Raw genomic sequence first — 21,376 nt, 5'->3', positions numbered from 1 at the left:
ATGGATTGGATCGAAGGAGACGTCATCGTATGAATAATGAAACACGGCGAATTCTTCTCGTCGAAGACGAAAAGGCCATTCGCGACGCAGTTGCTGCGTACCTCGAACGCGAGAACTACTGGGTAACAGCTGTTGGTGATGGCCAGGAAGCACTAGAAGAGTTCAGTAAGCATCATTTTGACCTGGTTATTCTCGATTTGATGCTGCCACGTGTTCCGGGTGAGCGGGTATGCCGCGCTATCCGTGACAACTCCGATGTGCCCATTATTATGCTAACAGCCAAGGGTGAGGTTGAAGACCGCATTATTGGCTTAGAGCTGGGTGCTGACGATTATTTGGTTAAGCCGTTTAGTCCGCGCGAGCTGGTGGCGCGCGTGCGTGCTCTGCTGCGCCGCGTGCATTCCGACGTTGAGCCGCAGCGCGAAGTACTTGAATTTGGCGAGCTCACCATTGACGTAAGTGGACATAAGGTGCTTGTTTCTGGTAAAGAAGTTGACCTAACGGCTAGTGAATTCAAACTTCTGACCACCCTTTCACGGTATCCGGGACGTGTGTATTCCCGTATGGAACTGGTGGAAAAGGTACTCGGCTACGACTTTGAAGGCTATGAGCGCACAATAGATAGTCATGTGAAGAACCTGCGCGCAAAGATTGGCGACAATCCGCGTAATCCCACGTGGCTGCACACAGTTCATGGTGTGGGCTATCGATTTGAGGACCCAACGAAGCAAGGTCAGTAACGCACAGAAACGTGAAGGCGCGGTCGTGGGAGCGGCCGCGCTTTGCTTTGGTGTAACGCATACGGCAAGGGGGCAAACGGGTGCGCAACGGTGCATCTCAAAAGCAGCGCCAGAAGCAAGGCGATAAGAAGCGGGGACACAACTGGTCCTATACCACCAAGGTGTCTGGTGCCTTCGTGTTGATTGCTGGCATGACAGCACTCGTGGCATTCGGGGTGCTGTCGTTCGTATGGGAACAGCACTTTCAAACGTATACACGCGAGAACATGCAGCGTATTGCGCAGACGACAGCTGGAGCAATCGGATCGAAGTATGCTCAAAGTGGTGAATGGCATAGTGGCGCTTTATCGCCTGCTCAGTCGGCAAGCGATATATCTGATGGTGTGGGCGTGCAGGTGATTGATGCCGATGGTAATACACTGTTCGACAATTCACTGACTACTGCGAGCAGCGCACAAATATCCCTAGCCCCAACAAACAGGGAATCCCTTGCGAGTGCGCCTATTTATTCCAATGGTGAAAATATTGGTACCGTGCGGGTGTGGGTCTATGGATCAAGCACGCTGCTTACACAAGCCGACCAGGCATTCCGTAATAAAAGCTATCAGGCTATGGTGTTTTCCACTACCTTAGCGGTTGTGCTTGCCTTGATTATTGGTTTTGTGTTTGCGCGCGCTTTGGTGGAGCCTATTAATCGCATTTCACGGGCGGCCAAGCAGATTGGTGAAGGCGACCTGTCGGTGCGCACCAATATGGTGGGCGACGACGAAATAGCTCGTTTAGGTAAGACATTCGATTCGATGGCCGAATCGGTGGAAAAAGATCGTCGCCTTGAACGGCGGCTGACCACCGACGTGGCGCATGAATTGCGTACTCCGCTGATGGCTATTCAGTCGACGGTTGAAGCGATGGTCGATGGCGTATTCGAAGCTGATGCGGTGCGTCTTGAGACGGTCAATTCTGAAGTGCGGCGCCTCAGCCGGTTGGTGGATGCCATTCTGAAACTATCGCGCCTAGAAAACCGCTCGACACCCTTAGATATGCGGGTGCTTAATGTGGGCGACTTGATTTCAGGCATCATTGCAACGCATGAGGCACTGGTGCATGATTCGGGGCTTGAATTGCACTATCGTGCTGAAGACGATGTGTACGTTTATGGCGATGCCGACATGATTCGGCAGGCGACGGCCAATCTTATTTCTAATGCGGTGCGCTACACCCTTGAAGGCGGCAGCATTACGGTTACCGTGCGCGGTGGGGAAGAGATGGCTCAGATTTCGGTGGCTGATACGGGCATCGGTCTTTCTCCCGAAGAAGCCAAGATGGTGTTTTCTCGTTTCTGGCGAGCCGATTCGGGCCGCACGCGTGAACAGGGCGGTCTTGGTGTGGGTCTTTCTTTAGTCAAAGAGATTGTCGATCAACACGAAGGCTGGGTGCGCGTTGAAGGTAAGAAGGGCGAGGGTGCTGTTTTTACTATTTACATCCCGCTATTCAGTGAAGAGCGCGTCAAATTGGCGAAGGAGCGGGCAAAGCGTGCCCGTATGTCCCATAATGAAACGGCTGGCGAATAGCGCTTTATTGTACGGATTGATGCGCGTGGCCCACTGAAGGGTTGATGCGAGTAACTTTACCGTGTGCTACGAGTGATAGTTACAGCGTTTAGAAAGTGCTTGCTTGATAGTATGGCTGCGCGGCATTAATGTCTGTGTGTATATTGGTTGCTGGGGTAGAAGTGCTCTCGGGCAGCCGGAAGGGGATGAACACAATGTCTGGTATAGAACTGAAACCCGACGCTCAGGGTAAAGTGCGCGATCTCTATGATTTGGGCGATAAGCTGTTGCTGGTGGCTACCGATCGCATATCAGCATTCGATTACGTTCTTGAAGATGAGATTCCCTATAAAGGCAAAGTTCTCACGCAGCTTTCTCGCTTTTGGTTTGACCTGCTGGCAGATATTGTTGACAACCATGTAATCAGCACGGATGTTGCTGATCTTCCAGATGAATTCAAGCCGTATGAAGAATATCTCGATGGGCGGTTCATGTTGGTGCGCAAGGCCCAGATGTATCCAGTGGAGTGTATTGTGCGTGGGTACCTTACCGGAAGTGGTCTTGCGTCGTATCGTAAGAATGGCACAGTGTGCGGCATTCAGCTGCCCGAGGGGCTGACTGAATCATCCAAGCTTCCCACCGCGCTCTTTACTCCATCTACCAAGGCTGAAATTGGTGGGCACGACGAAAACATCAGCTTCGATACGACTGTTGATCTTGTGGGGGAACAAGCTGCGACTACCTTGCGTGACTTGACGCTTGCGGTGTATGAGAAAGCGGCTGATCATGCAGCTCAACAAGGTATTATCATTGCCGATACCAAATTTGAGTTTGGTGTTGTTGACGGTAAGGTTATTCTGGCCGATGAAGTGCTCACACCTGATAGCAGCCGCTTCTGGGCAGCTGCCACCTATCGTGAAGGCGAGGTACAGCCGAGCTTTGATAAGCAGTTTGTGCGCAATTGGCTCAATGCTAATTGGGATCGCAGTGGTAATCCACCGCATTTGCCTGAAGACGTTGTTCAAAAGACAAGCGAGAAATACATTCAGGCATACGAGCTTATTACGGGCACATCGTTTCAAAAGTAGCAGTACCAAGTAAGAGGTAACAGCTACTACACCAACAACTAAGAGCAAACAACAATACGTATCTATCCAATACGTATTCATCATTGAGGAGCAAACCGCCTTATGACCCAACGCAATCCTATGAACGAACGCTATCAAAGCGACGATCGCACTGGCAAAACAAGAAAAAGCGCCGCATCGGCTAAGCCGGTGTCAAAGGCGGGTGCCAGTGTGCGTGTGGCAAGCGGCAAGAAACAAGCTGCTTCACGAGGGTTCTTATCGCGCCTTTCTGGTGGTGGTAATGCAGCTGCTTCAAAAAAGCAACAGGAACGCGAAGCGCGGGCGCGGTATTACAACCCTGATACGCCTGAATATCATCGGTGGCGGCGTTATTGGTGGGTTTCGATTGTACTTGCACTTTCTTTAACGGCGCTGTCCTTTGTGGTGCAGATAGCCATTCCTGATTCTGCGGTAGCAAGCTATGTGCTTTTGGGTGTCGGCTATGCTCTACTGATCTTCGCTATCTGGGTTGATATGGGCAAGGTGCGCAAAATTCGTCGTGCTTATGCCGACCGGATGATGGCCGGACGTTCAAAGGCAGCAACGCGTGCGCGCAAGGCTGAAAAGGCTGCTGCCCAGAAGGAAGCTGCTGAAGCTCGTAAATTGGGTGAGGCCGAAGCAGCCAAGCGTGATGCAAAGGCGCAGGCTCAGGCGCACGGGAACTTTTTTACACACCTGTTCAGCAAAGGGAAGTCTGCGGCTGCTGGGGTATCTGGTACTGACACGTCTACAAAAGCTTCTGCCGGAGCTAACACAAGTGACACCATGGCGGCTTCTTCTACTCGCAAGCATTAATAGTTTGCATATTTGTTTCTTCTCATGGTAATTGCTATTATTCCGCTAACAAAATAATAAAAAGAGCTTTAATCAGCCTAAACAGTGGTAAAGTATAAGATGTTGGTGTCGGTTATCCAAAGGGCAGTTGCTTGAAAGTGTGCTTTCACTTCTGTGTGCGGATAATGACAGAGAGGGGAAAGATGAGTAACCAACAAATCGTATCAGGCACAGGTGTATCACGCCGTGTATTCCTTGCAGGTGCTGCAGGCGCTGCTGCACTCGGCGCTCTCGGAGTGGCAGGCTGCTCTCAGCCGAAAGGAAGCGGTTCGTCTTCTTCTGAAGGTAAGGAACAGTCTCACGATATCATTATTATTGGTGCTGGTGGCGCAGGTATGTCTGCAGCTATTGCTGCGTACGATGCAGGTGTGCAAGATGTTATTCTGCTTGAAAAGGCCGAAGCAGTTGGTGGAAATACCAGCTTCAGCTCAAGCGGTATGAATGCTTCTGAAACAAAGTTCCAAAAAGAACAGGGTATTGAAGACAGCAACGAACTGTTTGCTCAGGAAACACTTGATGGTGGTCACAACACCGGTGATCCGGTGCTGGTGCATTTCATGTGCGATCATTCAGCCGCTACGATCGACTGGCTTGATGAACTGGGTATCGTGCTTGACAACATCACGTCAACGGGTGGCATGTCAGTAAAGCGCTGCCATCGTCCGACCGATGGATCGGCCGTTGGTGCCACGTTGGTGCCGGGTCTGGAATCACAGGTAAACAATCGCCGCATCGAAGTTGAAAAGAGCATGACTGCAACCGAATTGGTGCTTGATGATTCAGGCGCAGTGGTCGGCGTGAAGGCTCAGGATAGCAAGGGCCGTGAAACCACCTATAAAGCTAAGGCCGTCATTATGGCGTCGGGTGGCTTGGGTTCCAATAAAGAACTTATTTCGAAGTATCGTCCTGACCTTGCCGATTACAGCTCGACAAACCAGCCAAGTGCAACTGGCGATGGCTATACCATGGCCGAAGCAGTTGGTGCTGAACTAGTGCAGATGGATCAAATCCAGATCCATCCGACAGTTGGCGTGGTCGAGGGTGGCAATTCGGGTCAGCCCGCTCCCCTGATCGCAGAGGCTGTTCGTGGTAGCGGCGCCATTCTGGTTAACCAAGATGGCAAGCGCTTCTTTGATGAAATGAGTACGCGCGATAAGGTGTCGGCAGCCGAACTTGAACAACCCGGTAAGTACGCCTGGGAGGTATTCGACCAGACCGTGTACGATGCCAACAAGGCAATCAAGAACAGCTATGAAAAGAAGGGCTTGGTCGTCACCGGGTCCAGCTTGGATGATCTGGCAAGCAAGATCGGTGTCGATGCTGCAACGTTGCAGGCAACGGTCGATGCATACAACGCGATTACCACCAGTGGGGCTACCGACGAATTCGGTCGCACGAAGAGCTGCATTGCTTTTGTTGATGGTAACTACTATGCCATCAAGGTTACGCCAGGCATTCATCATGAAATGGGTGGCATTAAGATCAACGACAATAACGAAGCTCTCAAGGCAGATGGCTCAAAGATTCCTGGTCTGTATGCTGCTGGTGAAGTAACGGGTGGCATCCACGGCAACAACCGTATTGGTGGCAATGCCGTGTGCGACATCACGACGTTCGGACGCAATGTGGGCGAAGTTGTTGCAGCTGCTATTAAGTAGATAGTTATCAAGTAGGTATCTATCACGTTTAACGGTTGCGACAGCTATCTGTTTCCGCCGTTTTCGTAAGGACGTCCTCGTGCAGTCGCGCGGGGGCGTCCTTTTGTATCCTACTCGTATACACTGATATCAGATATCGTACATCAGACATCAGCACTGGTTTAAGGCATCAGTTGGCAACCAGTACAGAAAGGATATTCATGCGTTTGGTCTCGTGGAATGTCAATGGGCTTCGTGCTGCCGAGAAAAAAGGCTTCTCTGATATATTCACTTCGCTTAAGGCCGATGTGTTTGCTCTGCAGGAAACAAAATTGCAAGAAGGTCAGATTGACCTAGAGTTTCCCGATTATGAAAGTCACTGGAGCTACGCGGAGCGCAAAGGCTATTCGGGTACGGCAGTCTACGCACGACAAAAGCCACTACAGGTTCTTCATGGTCTGGGCGTACCGCATCTTGATACCGAAGGCCGTATTTGTGCACTGGAATTTCCTGAATTTTGGTTCGTCGATGTGTATACGCCCAACGCGCAAAACGAACTCGCGCGTATCGACCATCGCATGGAATGGGATGATGCGTTCCGCGATTTCTGCAAGGGGCTTGAAAAGGGCACAACGCCCTTAGGGCCTGATACCGCGCAGCCGAAGCCAGTTATCATGTGCGGCGATTTTAATGTTGCCCATGAAGAAATCGATTTGAAGAATCCGAAGTCGAATCGTGGTAATGCAGGTTTTTCCGACGAAGAGCGCGAAAAGTTCACCAAGCTTCTTGATGCGGGCTTTGTTGATACCTTTCGCCTATTAAACCCTACTGAAGTGGGTGCTTATTCCTGGTGGAGTTATCGTTTCAATGCGCGGGCAAATAACGCTGGGTGGCGCATTGACTATTTTCTTGTCAGCAAGAGTCTCGCCGACCGCGTGCGTGCAGCGCGTATACACGCCGATTTATTTGGAAGCGACCACTGTCCGGTGTCGCTTGATATCGACCTATAAAGGAAAAGAGATCATCGTATGAGCAACGATTTGGATATCACGGGCACTCGAATGGACTTGGACAAGGTGGCACAAGGCGTTCGCCTTATCTTAGAAGGGGTAGGGGAAGACCCTAACCGCGAAGGCTTGCGCAAGACACCTGAGCGTGTCGCGAAGATGTATGCGGAATGCTTTGCGGGTTTGTATGCAGATCCAGCATCGTATTTCGAAACGACCTTCGATGAGAACCACGAAGAAATGGTTCTTGTGCGTGATATCCCGTTTTATTCGATGTGCGAACATCATCTGGCACCCTTTTTTGGTCGCGCTCATGTGGCGTATGTGCCGGCTGAAGATGGGCGTATTTGTGGTATATCCAAGCTGGCACGGCTGGTGGATGCGTTTGCACGGCGCCCGCAGGTGCAAGAGCGCCTAACAAGTCAGATAGCCGATACGCTGGTTGAACAGCTGCATCCGCAAGGGGTTATTGTGGTGATGGAAGCAGAACACTTGTGCATGAGCATGCGCGGAGTAAAAAAGCCGGGCAGCAAAACGACAACAAGTGCCGTACGGGGTTTGTTCAGACGCAATCCTGCGACACGTGCCGAGGCACTTTCACTTATCTTTCAGCGCTAGTTACTTCGTACAGAAAAATTGGCGCGGTACTTCACACAGAGAAATCGGTGAGAGATCAGCTATTGGATGACACTGAGCGAATGCTGAGCAGGCGGGGGTAGTGCGTTGAGTGACAGGTACATGAGCTCTCTGGATTTATCTGGGCTATACCGTTGCTTTTAGTTGTGCGGTTAGTCGTACTGTTGTCTTAGTTGTACAGCTTCTCACATCGTATCGGTACAATGGTGGGGCAGTAAGGAAAGGATCAAATATGAAGTGCGTAATCTCCGTTCTTGGTAAAGACCGCAGCGGCATTGTAGCGGCAGTTGCTGTGGCGCTCGCCGAATGCCAAGCTAATATTGACGATATCTCTCAGACGATTCTTGAAGGCGTATTCAGCATGACGATGTTAGTAACGCTCGACACTGATTGCGCTGATTTCAACGAAGTGCAAGAAAAGCTTGCCGAGGTAGCCGAAACGCTTGGTGTTCAATTAACCTTGCAGCGTCAGGATGTATTCGACTACATGTTCTCCATTTAAAAAAGCAGGGTATTTCTGCAGTTCAAACGCTTATAAGGCGAGGTAGGAAGAAAGAAATCTCAGTATTGTTATATTATTCTTTACTAAGAATAATATAACTCTTATAGTGAAGTCACTCTTCCGAAAGCTTTATGCTTTCCTCGTCTGACGCGGATGTCACCCTCCTCCAACGGTGGCATCCGCATTTCTGTAATAGAGCGGTCTTAAAGGCTTTATGACTAAGCCTGAAATCCTTAAACCACAACCCGTTTTATCCCGATTTGAGAGTTCTTGCGATCTATATCACTCCTTCGCGATGTAGCACGATGTCGGCAAGGGGAAGATCTTGCGGGTTGCGGCCGTCATCGTGAGCAATCGTGTACTCGATCTTAAAGTTCTTATCGTTTTGCCGAGTTTTCAATCCCAGAGAATGTTGGCAGTGTTTTCAAGAGCGCCCAGGCGTGCTGCTTACCTGCTTCGGTTGTCACCAGGGTATTGAAATCGTCGAATACCCGTGTCTCGCGTCCTGCAATTCGTCCGCTGTAACTGATGGCTTTCGTCTGTGAAGAAACATTCGTGTCGTATGCTGCACCGATACTGTTAGCGGCTCGTACATCTGTCGCTATAAGACAGAGTGGATCAAGGCCTTCAATAATTCGCTGTACGTTTTGATGGTCAGTTTGATTGGTTTGACTGGGCGTTTCTTCATTTGGTGAGGCAGGAAGCGTAAGGAATGTAGCACCATTGTTTCCATAGCCAAGCGCATCGGCTGTTTTCTGTAATGCATCATGCGCGATAGCAGAAATTTCTTGGGTACTCACTACCAGAAAGAGCGATTCGAGGCTTCCCGACAGATGATCATCCAACTCACGCGTCATCAGCGCACGTGAGTAGGCGTACGGATTGTGATTCTGGTTACTCATACACCCATTGTAGAGGAATTAACGGGCGGTGGGGCGTTAGAGCATGCGCGCAGGATTTTCTCTGGGAACTAGAATCAGGTTTAGAGCCGTTTAGCATTACGACACGTGTATGGAGACTTCCTTGGCATTTGGATACTTATTTGGCGTCCTTAGCCACAAAGCGGGAAGATTTTGGGATATCTAATACACAGGCAGCTTTCTCATAGTATTTGTCGCTGTTGATATGTGTCACACATGAACATCTTGTGCAATGCAAATCGCCTGTGTAGGGTTATGGGAAAATACCGCTATTCGATTAAAACGAAGGATGGTTTACATGAGATCTCATCGCATTATGCGTCTAGTGGTAACGGGCGCTCTTTCGGCAGCATGCATGCTTGGCATAGTGGCTTGCTCATCTTCTTCGTCCACTGCTTCTTCTGGAGTGGCTGCTACCGTCAATGGGACGGAAATATCCGAACAGACCGTTACCGATTTTGTTCAGAATTTCCGTGAAACACAGGGTCTCACCGATGAAGATACTTGGGGTAAATGGATGGCAAAATCGTCAATGACCCCCTCTCAGGTGCGCGATCAGATTATTGATTATTTTGTTGGCATCGACCTAACTCGTCAGGCTGCCGAAGAAAACGGCGTGTCGGTGAGCGATGAAGACGTCGATGCCCAAGTTGCTTCTATGAAGGCAAACTATTCCGACGATGATGCCTGGCAAAGCGCTCTCAAACAGGCGGGCACAACCGAAGAAGGTTATCGTGATAGCGTGCACAATGCGATGCTTGAGAATGCTCTGAAAGAAAAGGTAACTGCGGAAAGCACAGCTGGTGCAAGCGATGAAGAATTGCTTACGTATGCGCAGCAGTATGCGCGCTCGTTTAGCGGGGCGAAGAAATCTTCGCACATCTTATTCGCAAGTGACGACTCTGATACTGCCCAGAAGGTACTCGACCAGATTAACTCGGGACAGATTTCCTTCGAGGATGCCGCTAAAGAATATTCAATCGATACTGTCTCTGCTCAAGATGGCGGTAACGTGGGTTGGGATTTGCTGAATCGCTTTGTTCAGCCGTATACCGATGCGCTTACCAATCTTGATAAGGGCCAGGTAAGCGGCTTAGTAATGAGCGATTATGGCATTCACATTATCAAGTGCACCGATGTATATGAGGCGCCTGACGAGGTCACCGAAATCGATCAGGTTCCCGTTGAATTGATTGATTATATTCGTAAGATGGTTGAGTCGAACAACGAGACTCAGGCGTATAAGCAGTGGATGGCAGATTATAAAGAAAAGGCCACTATCGAAAAGACAGACATGCCGAGCGGTCTGCCGTACGATGTAGATATGTCCAAGTATCCCGCTTCTGATAGCACCACGTTGATGCCAGGCAATGGAACTTCCAGCTCTGGTGATCAGTCGTCGAGCCAATCAACCGATGGCGCTTCTTCTACTGACGATACAACGGGTACACAGGGTGAAGCTTCGAGCAGTTCATCTTCATCTGCGGATGCGAGTACGTCTAGCACTAACTAGCACTAACGAATCTTCGTTAGAGGATTTTTGTCCAGGTGCTGCCTTGTCGTTGCTCCCGTTGAGGACTTCTGATCAAACCCGGATAACGGGTAGCTTAGGCGTATTCGTTCCGTGGCGGTCAGAGGTTGACTGAGGCTGAAACGTACGAGGGCTTTTAGGTTGGAAACCCAAGGTGTGCTTCCCGTAAGGTAAGTTGCGTGCGTGGCGGCGAATGGAGTATACTGCCGTTTCGCTGCCACGCTTCTGCGCAGCATTTGGCTTGATGGAGAGATGTCCGAGCTGGTCGAAGGAGCACGATTGGAAATCGTGTATGCCCCAAAAGGGTATCTGGGGTTCGAATCCCCATCTCTCCGCCAGATCTTTTCCGCTTGCGTGCGGTTCAAAAGCAAAGCTTTGGTTTTGCGTTATAGAAGCCAGTAATCCGGCAATGCGACTACCGATGGGTGGTCGCCCACCCACGGAGGGGTGGCAGAGTGGTTGAATGCGGCGGTCTCGAAAACCGTTTTGCCCGTAATCCGGGTAACGAGGGTTCGAATCCCTCCTCCTCCGCCAGATAGTAACAAGCCGTTAATCTGTTTTTGCAGGTCAACGGCTTGTATTGATTTTATCTATTAGACGTGGTGTCTAACATCTCTATATGTCTTGATATATTTTTATATGAATTTGGACACAAATTGGACACCCGAATTAATGAGAGTTCGAGAAGCGAAACGGATTCGAACCCTGAGAAGGACGAACAAGCCACACGGCTTGTTCGTCGCGAGCAATGCGAGCGGGAGTTCTGCGAAGCAGAACGCGAATCTTACGACTCGAAGACATACCCCGTCATTGTCATAAAACATAGGCAGTATACTCTTTTTGAAGGATATTGCCGGACGAAGCTCCGGATGAATGAAAGGAACCACTATGGTTGATCGTGTTGTTGAAGGCGATCTGAACGACATTCCTGATATCGATGAACGCCTGCAAGCGGTGCTTCTGACCGCGCTAAAAGAAGCGAAGCAAAAACTTGAAGCGGGTGAGGAAGTTGTTCCTTTTACGGCATTGGCTGTGAAAGATAATCTGTTTTTAGAAACGCACCCAGGTGATAGTTCAGAAGAATACTATGCCGCTGCCCGTCATACCGTGCAGCATGTGCGCGGTGCTGATGCCTATGCGTTTTGCTACGACGGCTATGTCGAAACCGACGAGGGTACCGAAGATGTACTTATCGCTGAAGGCGGTTTGTCTGGGGAAGACGAAGGTGTTGCTATCGGTTTCTTCTATCAGATGCCCGAAGACGAAGCGGGTATTCCCGTGGTTAACGACGAACCCATCTATATCGGGCCGGCGCCGAATTTCATGGCATTTTTAGTCGATAGCAATGAGGATGACACGGGTGAAGATGACCCAGATACCTTTGACGACTTCGATGATGAAGTTGAATCGAGTAGGGAATAGTTTGGTCGGCAAATAGTCATCTTTTCGCCAGATTGAGACCAACTTTTTAGTTGTTTTGCGCCAGCTGTGATATCCATAATGGACAAGAGAATGGATGGGAACAGCAACTAGGGCGCAGCTTGCGCGTTTTATGGAACAGGGCAGGTTGTCTTGTTGCCAAGGCGTGCGTTTGCTAAGCTAGCTCACGCTATTCCTGCTTCGGGATTCGCTTTCATCTCCCGAAGCCGTCAGTCCAAAGGAGGTGACTTGATGAAGGCTTATGAGTTGCTGTATTTCGTCGCTCCGTCGATCGACGAGGAAACCCGTACCGCTGTCTCCACACGCATCAACACGGTTATTACTGATGACAAAGGTGTTGTCGATAATGTTGAGCAATGGGGTAAGCGCAAGCTGGCGTACGAGATCGAAGGCCTGAACGAAGGCGATTACACGCTCGTCGACTTCCATGCTGATCCCAATTCCATCGCTGAGCTCGATCGCGTTCTGCGTATTACTGACGCGGTCAAGCGTCATATGATCGTTCGTCGCACCGACCGCGACTAAACGATTGCTGGGAATCGGGTGCTTTATGTAAGATGCCCGATACGGAAGACAAGGAAGAGACCATGAGCATTAACCGAGTTGTTATTACCGGTAACCTCACACGCGAACCTGAACTGCGTCAGACTGCGGGCGGCCTGCCCGTGCTGGGATTCGGCGTGGCGGTTAACGACCGTCGCCGCAATCAGCAGACAGGTGAATGGGAGGATTATCCTAACTTCATCGACTGCACCATGTTCGGCGCTCGCGCTCAGAGCGTGGCAAATTTTCTGCACAAGGGCAGCAAAGTGGCCATTGAGGGTAAACTTCGCTGGAGCCAGTGGGAACGTGACGGACAGAAGCGCAGCAAGATCGAGGTCATCGTTGACGAGATAGAGTTCCTGTCTCCACGCGATGGCGGTGCCACTGGTAACGGCGGTTACAATTCGGCTCCGCAAATGCAGGCGGCTCAGTCGCAGCCTGCCCCAGCGGTGAATGCCTCGGTCTATGACGAAGACATCCCATTCTAGGGATTTGAAAGAGGTTTTCATGTCTGAATACGTAAAGCAGCCTCGTCGTAAGTACTGCCAATTCTGCAAAGAAGGCACCGAGTACATCGACTACAAAGACACTCAGATGCTGCGCAAGTATGTAACCGATCGAGGCAAAATCAAGCCTCGTCGCGTAACCGGTGCGTGTACTCAGCACCAGCGCGATATTGCCAACGCCGTAAAACGTGCCCGCGAGATGGCTCTTATGCCGTACTCCGTGCCGTCTATCAGCGGCCGTGGCGACCGCCGCAATCGCGGTTAGTTGAAAGGATTGCCACATGAAGATTATTTTGCTTCAAGAAGTGAAGGGGAAGGGCGTTGAAGGCGACGTTATCGACGTAGCTGATGGATTCGCTAACAATTATCTGCTTCCTCAGAAGATGGCCGTTAAGGCCACAGCGGGCAACCTCAAGCAGCTCGAGCAGCGTCGTCATATTATCGAAAAGCGCGAAGCTGATCGTACGGCTGCTGCAGCTGAGATGAAGAGCAAGCTTGATGGCTTGCGGCTTACTATCGACGCTCGTGTTGGCGAAGGTGGTCAGCTGTTCGGCTCGGTTACTTCTCAGATGATTGTTGATGCCCTGCGTGAGCAGGCTGGCATCGAGGTTGACCGTCGCCTCGTTGAGGTGCACAAGGCTATTAAGACCGTGGGCGAGCATCATGCTGTTGTATCGCTCCATGGCGATGCCAAGGCCGATTTGGTTTTGCTGGTTGGCGATGCTGAAGCTGTCGTAGAAGAGACTGCTGAAGAAGCTGCTGCAGAACCGCAGGGTGCAACTGAAGTTGCAGAAGAATCTACCGAGGCTGAGGTCTCAGGCGAAGATTCTGCTGACGACAATGAGTCTGCTGAGTAGCGAACACTGCTAAAATTATGAGCGCAGGTTTGTCTGCGCAGAACAGCCTCCGTAGCGGTATGCTGCGGAGGCTGATTTCGTCCCAAGGGAGTTCTGATAATGCCGCAGTTCAACACAGGGGAAAACGGGAATACGCTGCGCGACCCGAAGACGTCTGCTCAAGCGTCGAACAAACAGATACCTCATAACATCGAGGCAGAGCGGTCAGTTCTTGCTGCCTGTATGCTTAATCAGGATGCCATTGACGAAGTAGCAGCGAAGCTGGTTCCTGAGAACTTCTTTCGTCCGGCACATCAGATTATTTTTAGGAGCATGCTCGATTTGCATGCACGCAGTTTGCCTATCGATCAGATTTCGTTGGCTGAAAATCTGCGAGCAGTTGGACAGCTTGAAGCTATTGGCGACAAATCTTATTTGGTAGAACTTGCCGACAATACCTTTGCCCTGACCAACTGGATAACTCATGCCGATATTGTCAAGCGCACCTCTATTCTGCGCGATCTTATTTATGCTTCAGCGCAGATTACTGCCTTGGCGTACGATGCGCCCGATAGCTTAGCTGAAGTGGTGGAGACTGCCGAAAAAACCCTGTTTAGAGTAACTGAACAGCGTGTCTCTGCATCGTTTACCTCCATTACTGATCTATTAACTAATGCATTTGACGAAATCACAAAGCTGGCAGAGCAAAAGAATCACATGGCGGGTGTGCCCACTGGTTTTGCTGATGTCGATAACTTATTCCATGGTCTGCGTCCAGGTGACTTGGTAATTCTTGCCGCACGTCCTGGTGTCGGTAAGACATCGTTCGCTTTGAACTTAGCCGTAAATGCAGCGAAGGCGGGGTATCCCACAACCTTTTTCTCACTGGAAATGAGTTCGCTGCAACTGGTGCAACGTATCCTTTGCTCCGAAGCGCGCATTAGCCTTGAAAAGGTGCGTGGCGGCTTTTTGGGTGAAGCAGATTGGCAGGCTTTGGCAGATGCTATTACCAACTTGGCCAATACCGAACTTTTTATCGATGATACGCCGTCGCTTTCCATTCTTGAGGCGCGCGCTAAAGCACGTCGTGAATTGCGTGGTAGAGAAAACGGCCTGATCATCGTTGACTATTTACAGCTTATGCAGCCGGCACAAACACGCCGAGACGGTAATCGTGCGGTAGAAGTTGGCGAAATATCCCGTGGATTGAAGGTGCTCGCCAAAGAAATGGGCATGCCGGTTATCGCCCTATCGCAGTTGTCTCGTGCGATTGAGCAGCGCGGCAAAAGCAAGCGCCCGATGCTTTCTGACCTGCGTGAGTCTGGGTCTATCGAGCAAGACGCTGACATTGTCATGTTTATTGATCGCAGCATGGATGAACTTGAGGCTGAAAGCGACGAACGTCCCGACTTGGGTACCGCCAATCTTATTGTTGCGAAACACCGTAATGGCGCGACACGTGACATTACGCTGTCGTGGACACCTGAAAATACGACCTTCGGGGATTACTTTGATGATTCCCGCTATGCCGGCGCTTTTTAACTGATACCGACAAGTGGGTCATAAGGAAGTCATTTCGATTCTCTTTCTTATGCAGGATATGTTCAGCTGCATAGGCAGCGGGGCACTGTAATATAATTGGTTGTTCACGGGCGCGCTGCAGGCCTTTGGGCTGTAATGGTAGCCGCCAGATGCATTCGAAAGGAAGGCAGCGCATGCCAAGCACTGTGCTTGTCGGTGCCCAATGGGGCGATGAAGGCAAAGGAAAAATTACCGATCTGATTGCGCGTGACTACGATTACGTTGTGCGCTATCAAGGTGGTAACAATGCAGGTCACACTGTTATTCATGGAGATAAGAAGCTCGCGCTTCATTTAATTCCCTCGGGCGTGATGTACGAAACCATCACTCCTGTTATCGGAAACGGTGTCGTGGTCGATCCACGGGTGCTTGTTGATGAAATGGCCAAGCTTGAAGCGCAGGGTATCTCGTGTGAGCGACTGGTCATCAGCTGCGATGCGCATGTGATTATGCCCTATCACATCGATTTGGATGGGGCGAGCGAACGCCGCTTGGGTAGTAATGAAATTGGAACGACTCGGCGTGGTATCGGGCCAGCCTATCAGGATAAAGCGGCACGTATCGGCATTCGTATTCAGGATTTGCTCGACGAGCATATTTTCCGCCAGAAGCTTCAAACGGCACTCGAAACAAAAAATCAGATCCTCGAAAAGGTATATGGCCTTGCGCCCTATACGGTCGACCAGATTTGCGAGGAATATCTGCCTTACGCCGACATCATTCGTCCTCATATGGATGAAACGGCCAATGTGCTAAACACTGCTTTGCGTGCGGGAAGGAACATTCTGTTCGAAGGGGCACAGGCCACGCTTCTCGACATCGACCATGGTACGTATCCCTTCGTTACCAGTTCGTCGTGCTGCGCTGGTGGTGCGTGCATTGGTACAGGTGTGGGGCCGAAGGCAATCGATAAGGTCATTGGCATCTCGAAAGCGTATATAACGCGCGTGGGATCAGGACCGTTTCCCACCGAGCTATTCGATGAAGATGGTGACAAACTCTGCGAAATCGGCGGAGAGTTTGGCGTGACCACTGGACGCCGTCGCCGCTGTGGTTGGTTTGATGCTGTTATCGCGCGCTATGCAACCGATTGCAATAGCCTTACCGACATGGCATTAACCAAGCTTGACGTGCTGTCCTCTTTCGAGCGTATTAAAGTGTGCGTAGGTTATCGCGCTGACGGGAAAGTCTATGAGTATTTCCCGATGCAGCAAAGCGCGCTCTATCCTAAGCATGTTGAGCCTATTTACGAAGAACTGCCTGGTTGGCAAGGGCGCGATATTACTGGTTGTCGTTCGTTTGAAGAGCTTCCAGCAAACGCGCAGCGTTATGTTACCTACCTGGAAGAACTTTGTGGCGTTGCGATGAGCATCATTGCAGTTGGTCCCGATCGCGATCAGACGATTTTTCGCGGATGGGAATCGCCTACGGCGCAGTAACGAGAAGAGTAAGCCGAAGAAGTCAGACGTGGTAAGAAAGCAGGAAGCATGAATATTGCCGTATTGGGTTCAGGAGGTCGCGAGCACGCCATAGTTTGGGCACTTGCTGCTTCTGCCCGGTGCAATTCGTTGTATGCCATCCCCGGCAATGGGGGAAGTGAAGACGTCGCAGAAAATGTTTCTGGTCTTGATATTTGCGATGCGACCGCATTGGTTGGGTTTTGCCGTGACCATGCCATTGATCTAGTTGTTATTGGTCCAGAGGCGCCACTTGTTGCGGGTGTCGCTGATGTTTTGCGCGATGCGGGCGTGTTGGTGTTTGGACCCGACGCCTATGGTGCCCAGCTCGAAGGCAGCAAAGCTTTTAGCAAACGCTTTATGGAAGACAACAACATTCCAACAGCGGCTTATCGATCGTTTGATAACAAGAACGAAGCGCTTGCGTACGTACGCGAAATGGGCGCTCCCATCGTGGTAAAAGCCGACGGTCTCGCTGCTGGCAAGGGCGTTATCGTGGCTGACGATATCAAGACTGCCGAAGATGCGGTGGAAGAATGTTTCGCGGGGGCTTTTGGCGAAGCCGGCCAGCGGGTGGTTATTGAAGAGTGCTTATCTGGCCCTGAATGTTCGCTGCTTGCGTTTGTCTGTGGTGGACAGGCGCATTGCATGGTCACCGCGCAAGATCATAAGCGCGCCTTCGATGGCGATATGGGTCCTAATACGGGTGGTATGGGTGTGTATTCTCCCGTGCCATTTGTGACAGCCGACGACATGGCCGCAATGCGCCAGTCGATGGAGTTGGCTGCGGCAGCGTGTGCGCGTCCACCGTTTCCTCTGGATTATCGTGGCGTGCTGTATGGCGGATTTATGCTGACTGCTGCCGGTCCACGAATGCTTGAGTTTAATGCGCGCTTTGGTGATCCTGAAACGCAGGTTATCTTGCCGCGGCTTGAAACCGATCTTGTAGACATCATGGAAGCGGTGGCGAAGGGTAACCCCCACGCGATTGATCTTACCTGGTCGAATCAGCCGGCCGTGTGCGTGGTTCTGGCAAGCGAAGGTTATCCTGGCTCGTATGAAACGGGCAAGGTTATTCTTGGTGTCGACGACGCTGAAGCGCTTGAGGGCGTTCGCGTATTTCATGCTGGCACCAAGCGTAATACCGATGGGGAATTATTGACGGCAGGCGGTCGCGTACTCGACGTGGTGGCCTTAGGCGATACCCTTGAGGAAGCTCGTGCTCGTGCCTATGAAGCCTGTGAGCTTATCAATTTTGAGGGCAAACAATATCGCACTGATATCGGGGCTCAACTGACCGCCGATTGCATGCAATACAAGTAGCAATCAGAAAAGAAGCAACTAACTTATGTTTTCCGAACGTTTACTGTCACGGGTCGTTGGGGCCTGCACCGACAGTTATCTCAAACTTGAAACCTGTAACGACCAGCTTATGCCGCCGCCTGAGCCGGGTAAACATTACATGCTGTATATGCATGTTCCGTTTTGCGAGCGTCTGTGCCCCTACTGTTCGTTTAATCGCTTTCCGTTTTCTGAAGATCGTGCTCGTCCGTACTTCGATAGCTTGCGTCGCGAAATGCTCATGCTTGCCGAACTCGGATACGACTTCGATAGCCTCTATATTGGCGGTGGTACGCCGACGATTATGATTGACGAGTTGGTTCGTACCATCGATTTGGCGCGTAAGACATTTTCTATTAAAGAGGTTTCGAGCGAAACGAATCCGAACCACCTCATCGAACCGTATTTGGAACAGCTTGATGGTCGAGTGCAGCGCCTATCGGTTGGTGTGCAGAGCTTCGATAATGGCTTGCTTGACCAGATGGGCCGCCTGCAAAAATACGGCGATGCGGAAACAATCTTCGAACGCATTCGTACAGCTTCGCCCCATTTTTTGTCGATGAATGTGGACATGATCTTCAATTTCCCTGCTCAGACTGAAGACATACTGATTAACGATCTTGCTTGGGTGCTTGAAAGCGGGGCAACTCAGACAACGTTTTACCCGCTGATGGCTTCACCAGCGGTGGAATGCTCGCTGGCTGCGACGGTGGGGAAGGTTGACTACGCGCGCGAGGCCCATTTTTATGACATCATCTGGCGTACATTGCTTGATAACGGATTCACCCTTTCGAGTGCCTGGACGTTTGATAAATCAGCAAGTGGCATGATCGATGAATACGTGGTGGATTACGAGGAATACCCTGCTATCGGGTCGGGTGGCATTACCTATTTGGGGCACACGCTGTATGTGAATACCTTTTCGGTTAAGGAATATAACGAACGCATCGCGTCGGGTCGTATGTCTATGAGCGCGGCAACCCATTTTGATTTTCACCAGCGTATGCGTTATCGCTTCATGATGCAGTTATTTGGTTTGCGGCTCGATAAGCAACAGTTCAAGCGTGATTTTGGATGCTCGGTTGAGCGTGGCTTGCCGGGTGAGATGGCGTTTATGATCGCTGCGGGCGCTTTTGCAACAAACAATAGCGACGAGCTTACTCTTACTCCGAAAGGGCGCTATCTCATGGTTGCCATGATGCGTCAATTCTTTATTGGGGTGAATAACCTGCGTGACCAAGCACGTGCGGCACTGGTTGGTGAAGAGCACGAACTGCTCTTTGGCGAGGGTGGTGTCTACGCAGGTCGTAAATAGTGTCTGCAGATGAGTATTTACCAATTTGCTTGAGCGGAGTATGTCTACGCCGGCCGTAAGTAGGTTATGTGTTGGCGGTTCGCTAATCATGATTCACCAATCGTGACCGATCGTTGAAGTATTCAATCTGGCGCGTACTGCCTGCATTCACAACCAACTCGTTGAACATCTGCGGTTTAGCTTAAATCTAACTGGCGTCGGCCTCCTTCTGCTATTGCACGATATATTTCCTCTTGCAATAAAGATTTATACCTATGCGTGTAGGTTACATTTATCTGAGATATTACGCATAAAATATAGATATCATAGATCGGGTTGTTCAACAGCCCGATTTTTTGTTGACGCACTGAACTCTAATTGCTACATTGCTAGTATCAATTAAAGGGCGCAGGGGTGACCACGAGAAGGATGGCTCAAGGGGCGCACCTTTAATGCAATAGGGATATCAATACAAAGAGATGGGAGAAGGCATGCTCGATGTGGCAGTGTTGTCACGGTTTCAGTTTGCATTTACCGTGGCATATCACTTCTTGTTTGTGCCTCTGTCGATCGGCCTCGGCCTTATTATGGCGCTTGCGCAGACGCGCGCCTGGCGGTCGAAGTCGCCCGAAGATGAGGCTGCAGCACACTTTTGGGTGAAAGTTTTCACCGTTACATTTGCGGTAGGTGTCGCAACAGGCATCACGATGGAATTCGCCTTTGGTACCAACTGGGCTGATTATTCGCGCTTTGTAGGCGATATTTTTGGCGCTCCTTTAGCAGCCGAAGCGCTGTTTGCCTTCTTCTTGGAAAGCTCATTTTTGGGCGTGCTGTTGTTTGCGCGTAAGAAGGTTTCGCCTCGTTTTTACATGATAGCCTCGTGGTTGGTATGGGGTGGCTCGTGCTTAAGCGCGCTCTGGATTCTTATCGCCAATTCTTGGATGCAGACGCCTGCTGGCTATGAGATAGCTTCTGATGGGTCAAAGGCTCTACTGACCGATTTCTGGGCTGCCGCACTCAATCCCTCTATTGCAGCTCGATATACCCACACCGTTATTGCGCTCGTTATTATGGGTGCGTTTGTGGCTATTGCCATTGGTGCGTATCACGTGCGCAACAAAAATAAAGATTTCGGTAAAAAGACGATTGCTACGGCAACGGTGGTGGCTATTGTCGCGTGTGTTCTCATGATTCCTGCTATGCATCAACAAGCCGTGGTGGTGGCTGAACATCAGCCCGAAAAGCTGGCCGCTATGGAAGGCCAGTACGAAACAGGCGCTGCTGATATGTGGGTGTTCGGCTATGTTGATGAAGCCAACCAGACTGTTGTTGGCATTCAGGTGCCGATTAAAGGTGCAACATCGCTGTTGGCGTCGGGCGATACGTCCACGCCCTATATTGGTCTACATGAAGTTCAGCAGAAATACGGACAAACCGCACCTGTTCAAATAGTGTTTCAGTCCTATCACCTGATGGTGGCTATGTTTGGTGCTATTGCACTGTGGATTGTCTTTTCAGTTATTGTTACACGGCGCTTGCGAGCTGGACGGCCCGCAGGTCGGGGCTTAACAAAGGCTCTTATGTGGGGTCCCATTTTCCCGTTAATTGCTATTCAAGCAGGTTGGATTGTTACTGAGGTCGGTCGTCAGCCCTGGATTGTCTGGGAAGAACTGCGTACGGCTGATGCTATTTCGCAATCGGTTGATGCCGTACAGCTGCTAATTACTATTGCGCTGTTTGTCTTGGTATATGCGTTCATTCTGGTTATGTATTTGCGCATTGCCTTGCGCTTGATAAAGCAAGGACCTGCAGTAGATCAAACAGAGGATCAAGCGGCAGGGCACGCGGCGGAACAAACGACAGAACATGCGAAGATAGGGGAGGCGAAATAGCC

At 50.6% G+C, this 21,376-nt stretch carries 21 protein-coding genes and 2 tRNA genes; 21 read left to right on the top strand and 2 right to left on the bottom strand.

Translation table 11 applies throughout. The features are described from left to right. Window positions 1-29: 29 nt before the first annotated feature. The 8 genes from CCUR_RS05815 (at window position 30) to CCUR_RS05780 (ending at window position 8,033) form a co-directional block, all read left to right on the top strand. A complete protein-coding gene (locus tag CCUR_RS05815) occupies window positions 30-740 on the top strand; it encodes a response regulator transcription factor (protein WP_015778719.1) in 711 nt (236 codons plus the stop codon). 80 nt (window positions 741-820) lie between these two features. Next, window positions 821-2,311 carry a sensor histidine kinase gene (locus CCUR_RS05810; protein ID WP_015778718.1) on the top strand — a complete coding sequence of 497 codons (1,491 nt, stop codon included), beginning with the start codon at window positions 821-823 and terminating at the stop codon, window positions 2,309-2,311. 194 nt (window positions 2,312-2,505) lie between these two features. Continuing rightward, entirely contained in the window at window positions 2,506-3,378 is an 873-nt protein-coding gene (locus CCUR_RS05805; protein WP_015778717.1) for a phosphoribosylaminoimidazolesuccinocarboxamide synthase, read from the top strand. A gap of 102 nt (window positions 3,379-3,480) precedes the next feature. After that, window positions 3,481-4,212, top strand: coding sequence for a DUF805 domain-containing protein (locus CCUR_RS05800; RefSeq protein WP_015778716.1), 732 nt, complete (start codon window positions 3,481-3,483; stop codon window positions 4,210-4,212). Window positions 4,213-4,394: 182 nt separating this feature from the next. Then, the gene (locus CCUR_RS05795; RefSeq protein ID WP_015778715.1) at window positions 4,395-5,909 is read left to right on the top strand and encodes a flavocytochrome c; all 1,515 of its coding nucleotides are present in this window, start codon (window positions 4,395-4,397) and stop codon (window positions 5,907-5,909) included. A 200-nt stretch (window positions 5,910-6,109) separates the two neighbouring features. Continuing rightward, a complete protein-coding gene (locus tag CCUR_RS05790) occupies window positions 6,110-6,898 on the top strand; it encodes an exodeoxyribonuclease III (protein WP_015778714.1) in 789 nt (262 codons plus the stop codon). An 18-nt stretch (window positions 6,899-6,916) separates the two neighbouring features. Beyond that, a complete protein-coding gene (gene folE, locus CCUR_RS05785) occupies window positions 6,917-7,513 on the top strand; it encodes a GTP cyclohydrolase I FolE (RefSeq protein WP_015778713.1) in 597 nt (198 codons plus the stop codon). Window positions 7,514-7,763: 250 nt separating this feature from the next. Further along, window positions 7,764-8,033: an ACT domain-containing protein gene (locus CCUR_RS05780; protein WP_015778712.1), complete on the top strand. Its 270-nt coding sequence runs from the start codon at window positions 7,764-7,766 to the stop codon at window positions 8,031-8,033. A 277-nt stretch (window positions 8,034-8,310) separates the two neighbouring features. Here the strand turns inward: CCUR_RS05780 and CCUR_RS07710 are convergent, their stop codons facing one another. Then, entirely contained in the window at window positions 8,311-8,433 is a 123-nt protein-coding gene (locus tag CCUR_RS07710) for a kinase/pyrophosphorylase (RefSeq protein ID WP_169302068.1), read from the bottom strand. Next, on the bottom strand, window positions 8,411-8,935 hold the full coding sequence (locus CCUR_RS07300; protein ID WP_015778711.1) for a hypothetical protein: 525 nt from the start codon (window positions 8,933-8,935) through the stop codon (window positions 8,411-8,413). The genes CCUR_RS07710 and CCUR_RS07300 overlap by 23 nt, the downstream gene beginning before the upstream one ends. 316 nt (window positions 8,936-9,251) lie before the next feature. Between CCUR_RS07300 and CCUR_RS05770 the strand changes: the two genes are divergently transcribed. The 13 genes from CCUR_RS05770 to CCUR_RS05705 all read left to right on the top strand — a co-directional run bounded on the left by CCUR_RS05770 (window position 9,252) and on the right by CCUR_RS05705 (window position 21,374). After that, window positions 9,252-10,466 carry a peptidylprolyl isomerase gene (locus tag CCUR_RS05770; protein ID WP_015778710.1) on the top strand — a complete coding sequence of 405 codons (1,215 nt, stop codon included), beginning with the start codon at window positions 9,252-9,254 and terminating at the stop codon, window positions 10,464-10,466. A 264-nt stretch (window positions 10,467-10,730) separates the two neighbouring features. Continuing rightward, window positions 10,731-10,822: transfer RNA gene (locus CCUR_RS05765), tRNA-Ser, on the top strand. 103 nt (window positions 10,823-10,925) lie between these two features. Continuing rightward, window positions 10,926-11,018, top strand: a tRNA-Ser gene (locus CCUR_RS05760). Between the two features lie 354 nt (window positions 11,019-11,372). Next, entirely contained in the window at window positions 11,373-11,906 is a 534-nt protein-coding gene (locus CCUR_RS05750; RefSeq protein WP_015778709.1) for a hypothetical protein, read from the top strand. 249 nt (window positions 11,907-12,155) lie between these two features. Then, complete coding sequence (rpsF, locus tag CCUR_RS05745; RefSeq protein ID WP_015778708.1) at window positions 12,156-12,449, top strand: 30S ribosomal protein S6; 294 nt, start codon at window positions 12,156-12,158, stop codon at window positions 12,447-12,449. A 62-nt stretch (window positions 12,450-12,511) separates the two neighbouring features. Next, complete coding sequence (locus CCUR_RS05740) at window positions 12,512-12,955, top strand: single-stranded DNA-binding protein (RefSeq protein ID WP_015778707.1); 444 nt, start codon at window positions 12,512-12,514, stop codon at window positions 12,953-12,955. 19 nt (window positions 12,956-12,974) lie between these two features. After that, window positions 12,975-13,238 (top strand): 30S ribosomal protein S18, encoded by a 264-nt coding sequence (rpsR, locus tag CCUR_RS05735; protein ID WP_015778706.1) that lies wholly within the window; start codon window positions 12,975-12,977, stop codon window positions 13,236-13,238. A 16-nt stretch (window positions 13,239-13,254) separates the two neighbouring features. Beyond that, the gene (rplI, locus tag CCUR_RS05730) at window positions 13,255-13,830 is read left to right on the top strand and encodes a 50S ribosomal protein L9 (RefSeq protein ID WP_015778705.1); all 576 of its coding nucleotides are present in this window, start codon (window positions 13,255-13,257) and stop codon (window positions 13,828-13,830) included. A 99-nt stretch (window positions 13,831-13,929) separates the two neighbouring features. Next, window positions 13,930-15,351 carry a replicative DNA helicase gene (dnaB, locus tag CCUR_RS05725; RefSeq protein WP_015778704.1) on the top strand — a complete coding sequence of 474 codons (1,422 nt, stop codon included), beginning with the start codon at window positions 13,930-13,932 and terminating at the stop codon, window positions 15,349-15,351. Between the two features lie 173 nt (window positions 15,352-15,524). Beyond that, window positions 15,525-16,829: an adenylosuccinate synthase gene (locus CCUR_RS05720; protein ID WP_015778703.1), complete on the top strand. Its 1,305-nt coding sequence runs from the start codon at window positions 15,525-15,527 to the stop codon at window positions 16,827-16,829. Window positions 16,830-16,877: 48 nt separating this feature from the next. Next, window positions 16,878-18,170 (top strand): phosphoribosylamine--glycine ligase, encoded by a 1,293-nt coding sequence (purD, locus tag CCUR_RS05715; protein ID WP_015778702.1) that lies wholly within the window; start codon window positions 16,878-16,880, stop codon window positions 18,168-18,170. 25 nt (window positions 18,171-18,195) lie between these two features. Further along, entirely contained in the window at window positions 18,196-19,503 is a 1,308-nt protein-coding gene (locus CCUR_RS05710) for a coproporphyrinogen III oxidase family protein (protein WP_015778701.1), read from the top strand. Window positions 19,504-19,961: 458 nt separating this feature from the next. Further along, complete coding sequence (locus tag CCUR_RS05705; protein WP_041225281.1) at window positions 19,962-21,374, top strand: cytochrome ubiquinol oxidase subunit I; 1,413 nt, start codon at window positions 19,962-19,964, stop codon at window positions 21,372-21,374. Window positions 21,375-21,376 lie beyond the last annotated feature (2 nt).

This window comes from Cryptobacterium curtum DSM 15641 (assembly GCF_000023845.1).
Classification (GTDB): Bacteria; Actinomycetota; Coriobacteriia; order Coriobacteriales; family Eggerthellaceae; genus Cryptobacterium; species Cryptobacterium curtum.
This window is presented reverse-complemented; position numbering and strand designations above follow the sequence as displayed.

What these genes read in the sequence shown, in the direction of transcription:
- CCUR_RS05740 (WP_015778707.1), top strand. Translation starts at nt 12,512, where the DNA reads ATGAGCATTAACCGAGTTGTTATTACCGGTAACCTCACACGCGAACCT.
- CCUR_RS05795 (WP_015778715.1), top strand. Translation starts at nt 4,395, where the DNA reads ATGAGTAACCAACAAATCGTATCAGGCACAGGTGTATCACGCCGTGTA.
- CCUR_RS05710 (WP_015778701.1), top strand. Translation starts at nt 18,196, where the DNA reads ATGTTTTCCGAACGTTTACTGTCACGGGTCGTTGGGGCCTGCACCGAC.
- purD (WP_015778702.1), top strand. Translation starts at nt 16,878, where the DNA reads ATGAATATTGCCGTATTGGGTTCAGGAGGTCGCGAGCACGCCATAGTT.
- CCUR_RS05800 (WP_015778716.1), top strand. Translation starts at nt 3,481, where the DNA reads ATGACCCAACGCAATCCTATGAACGAACGCTATCAAAGCGACGATCGC.
- CCUR_RS05720 (WP_015778703.1), top strand. Translation starts at nt 15,525, where the DNA reads ATGCCAAGCACTGTGCTTGTCGGTGCCCAATGGGGCGATGAAGGCAAA.
- CCUR_RS07300 (WP_015778711.1), bottom strand. Translation starts at nt 8,935, where the DNA reads ATGAGTAACCAGAATCACAATCCGTACGCCTACTCACGTGCGCTGATG.
- rpsF (WP_015778708.1), top strand. Translation starts at nt 12,156, where the DNA reads ATGAAGGCTTATGAGTTGCTGTATTTCGTCGCTCCGTCGATCGACGAG.
- CCUR_RS05705 (WP_041225281.1), top strand. Translation starts at nt 19,962, where the DNA reads ATGGGAGAAGGCATGCTCGATGTGGCAGTGTTGTCACGGTTTCAGTTT.
- CCUR_RS05750 (WP_015778709.1), top strand. Translation starts at nt 11,373, where the DNA reads ATGGTTGATCGTGTTGTTGAAGGCGATCTGAACGACATTCCTGATATC.
- CCUR_RS05780 (WP_015778712.1), top strand. Translation starts at nt 7,764, where the DNA reads ATGAAGTGCGTAATCTCCGTTCTTGGTAAAGACCGCAGCGGCATTGTA.
- CCUR_RS05815 (WP_015778719.1), top strand. Translation starts at nt 30, where the DNA reads ATGAATAATGAAACACGGCGAATTCTTCTCGTCGAAGACGAAAAGGCC.
- CCUR_RS05790 (WP_015778714.1), top strand. Translation starts at nt 6,110, where the DNA reads ATGCGTTTGGTCTCGTGGAATGTCAATGGGCTTCGTGCTGCCGAGAAA.
- dnaB (WP_015778704.1), top strand. Translation starts at nt 13,930, where the DNA reads ATGCCGCAGTTCAACACAGGGGAAAACGGGAATACGCTGCGCGACCCG.
- rpsR (WP_015778706.1), top strand. Translation starts at nt 12,975, where the DNA reads ATGTCTGAATACGTAAAGCAGCCTCGTCGTAAGTACTGCCAATTCTGC.
- CCUR_RS05805 (WP_015778717.1), top strand. Translation starts at nt 2,506, where the DNA reads ATGTCTGGTATAGAACTGAAACCCGACGCTCAGGGTAAAGTGCGCGAT.
- folE (WP_015778713.1), top strand. Translation starts at nt 6,917, where the DNA reads ATGAGCAACGATTTGGATATCACGGGCACTCGAATGGACTTGGACAAG.
- CCUR_RS05770 (WP_015778710.1), top strand. Translation starts at nt 9,252, where the DNA reads ATGAGATCTCATCGCATTATGCGTCTAGTGGTAACGGGCGCTCTTTCG.
- rplI (WP_015778705.1), top strand. Translation starts at nt 13,255, where the DNA reads ATGAAGATTATTTTGCTTCAAGAAGTGAAGGGGAAGGGCGTTGAAGGC.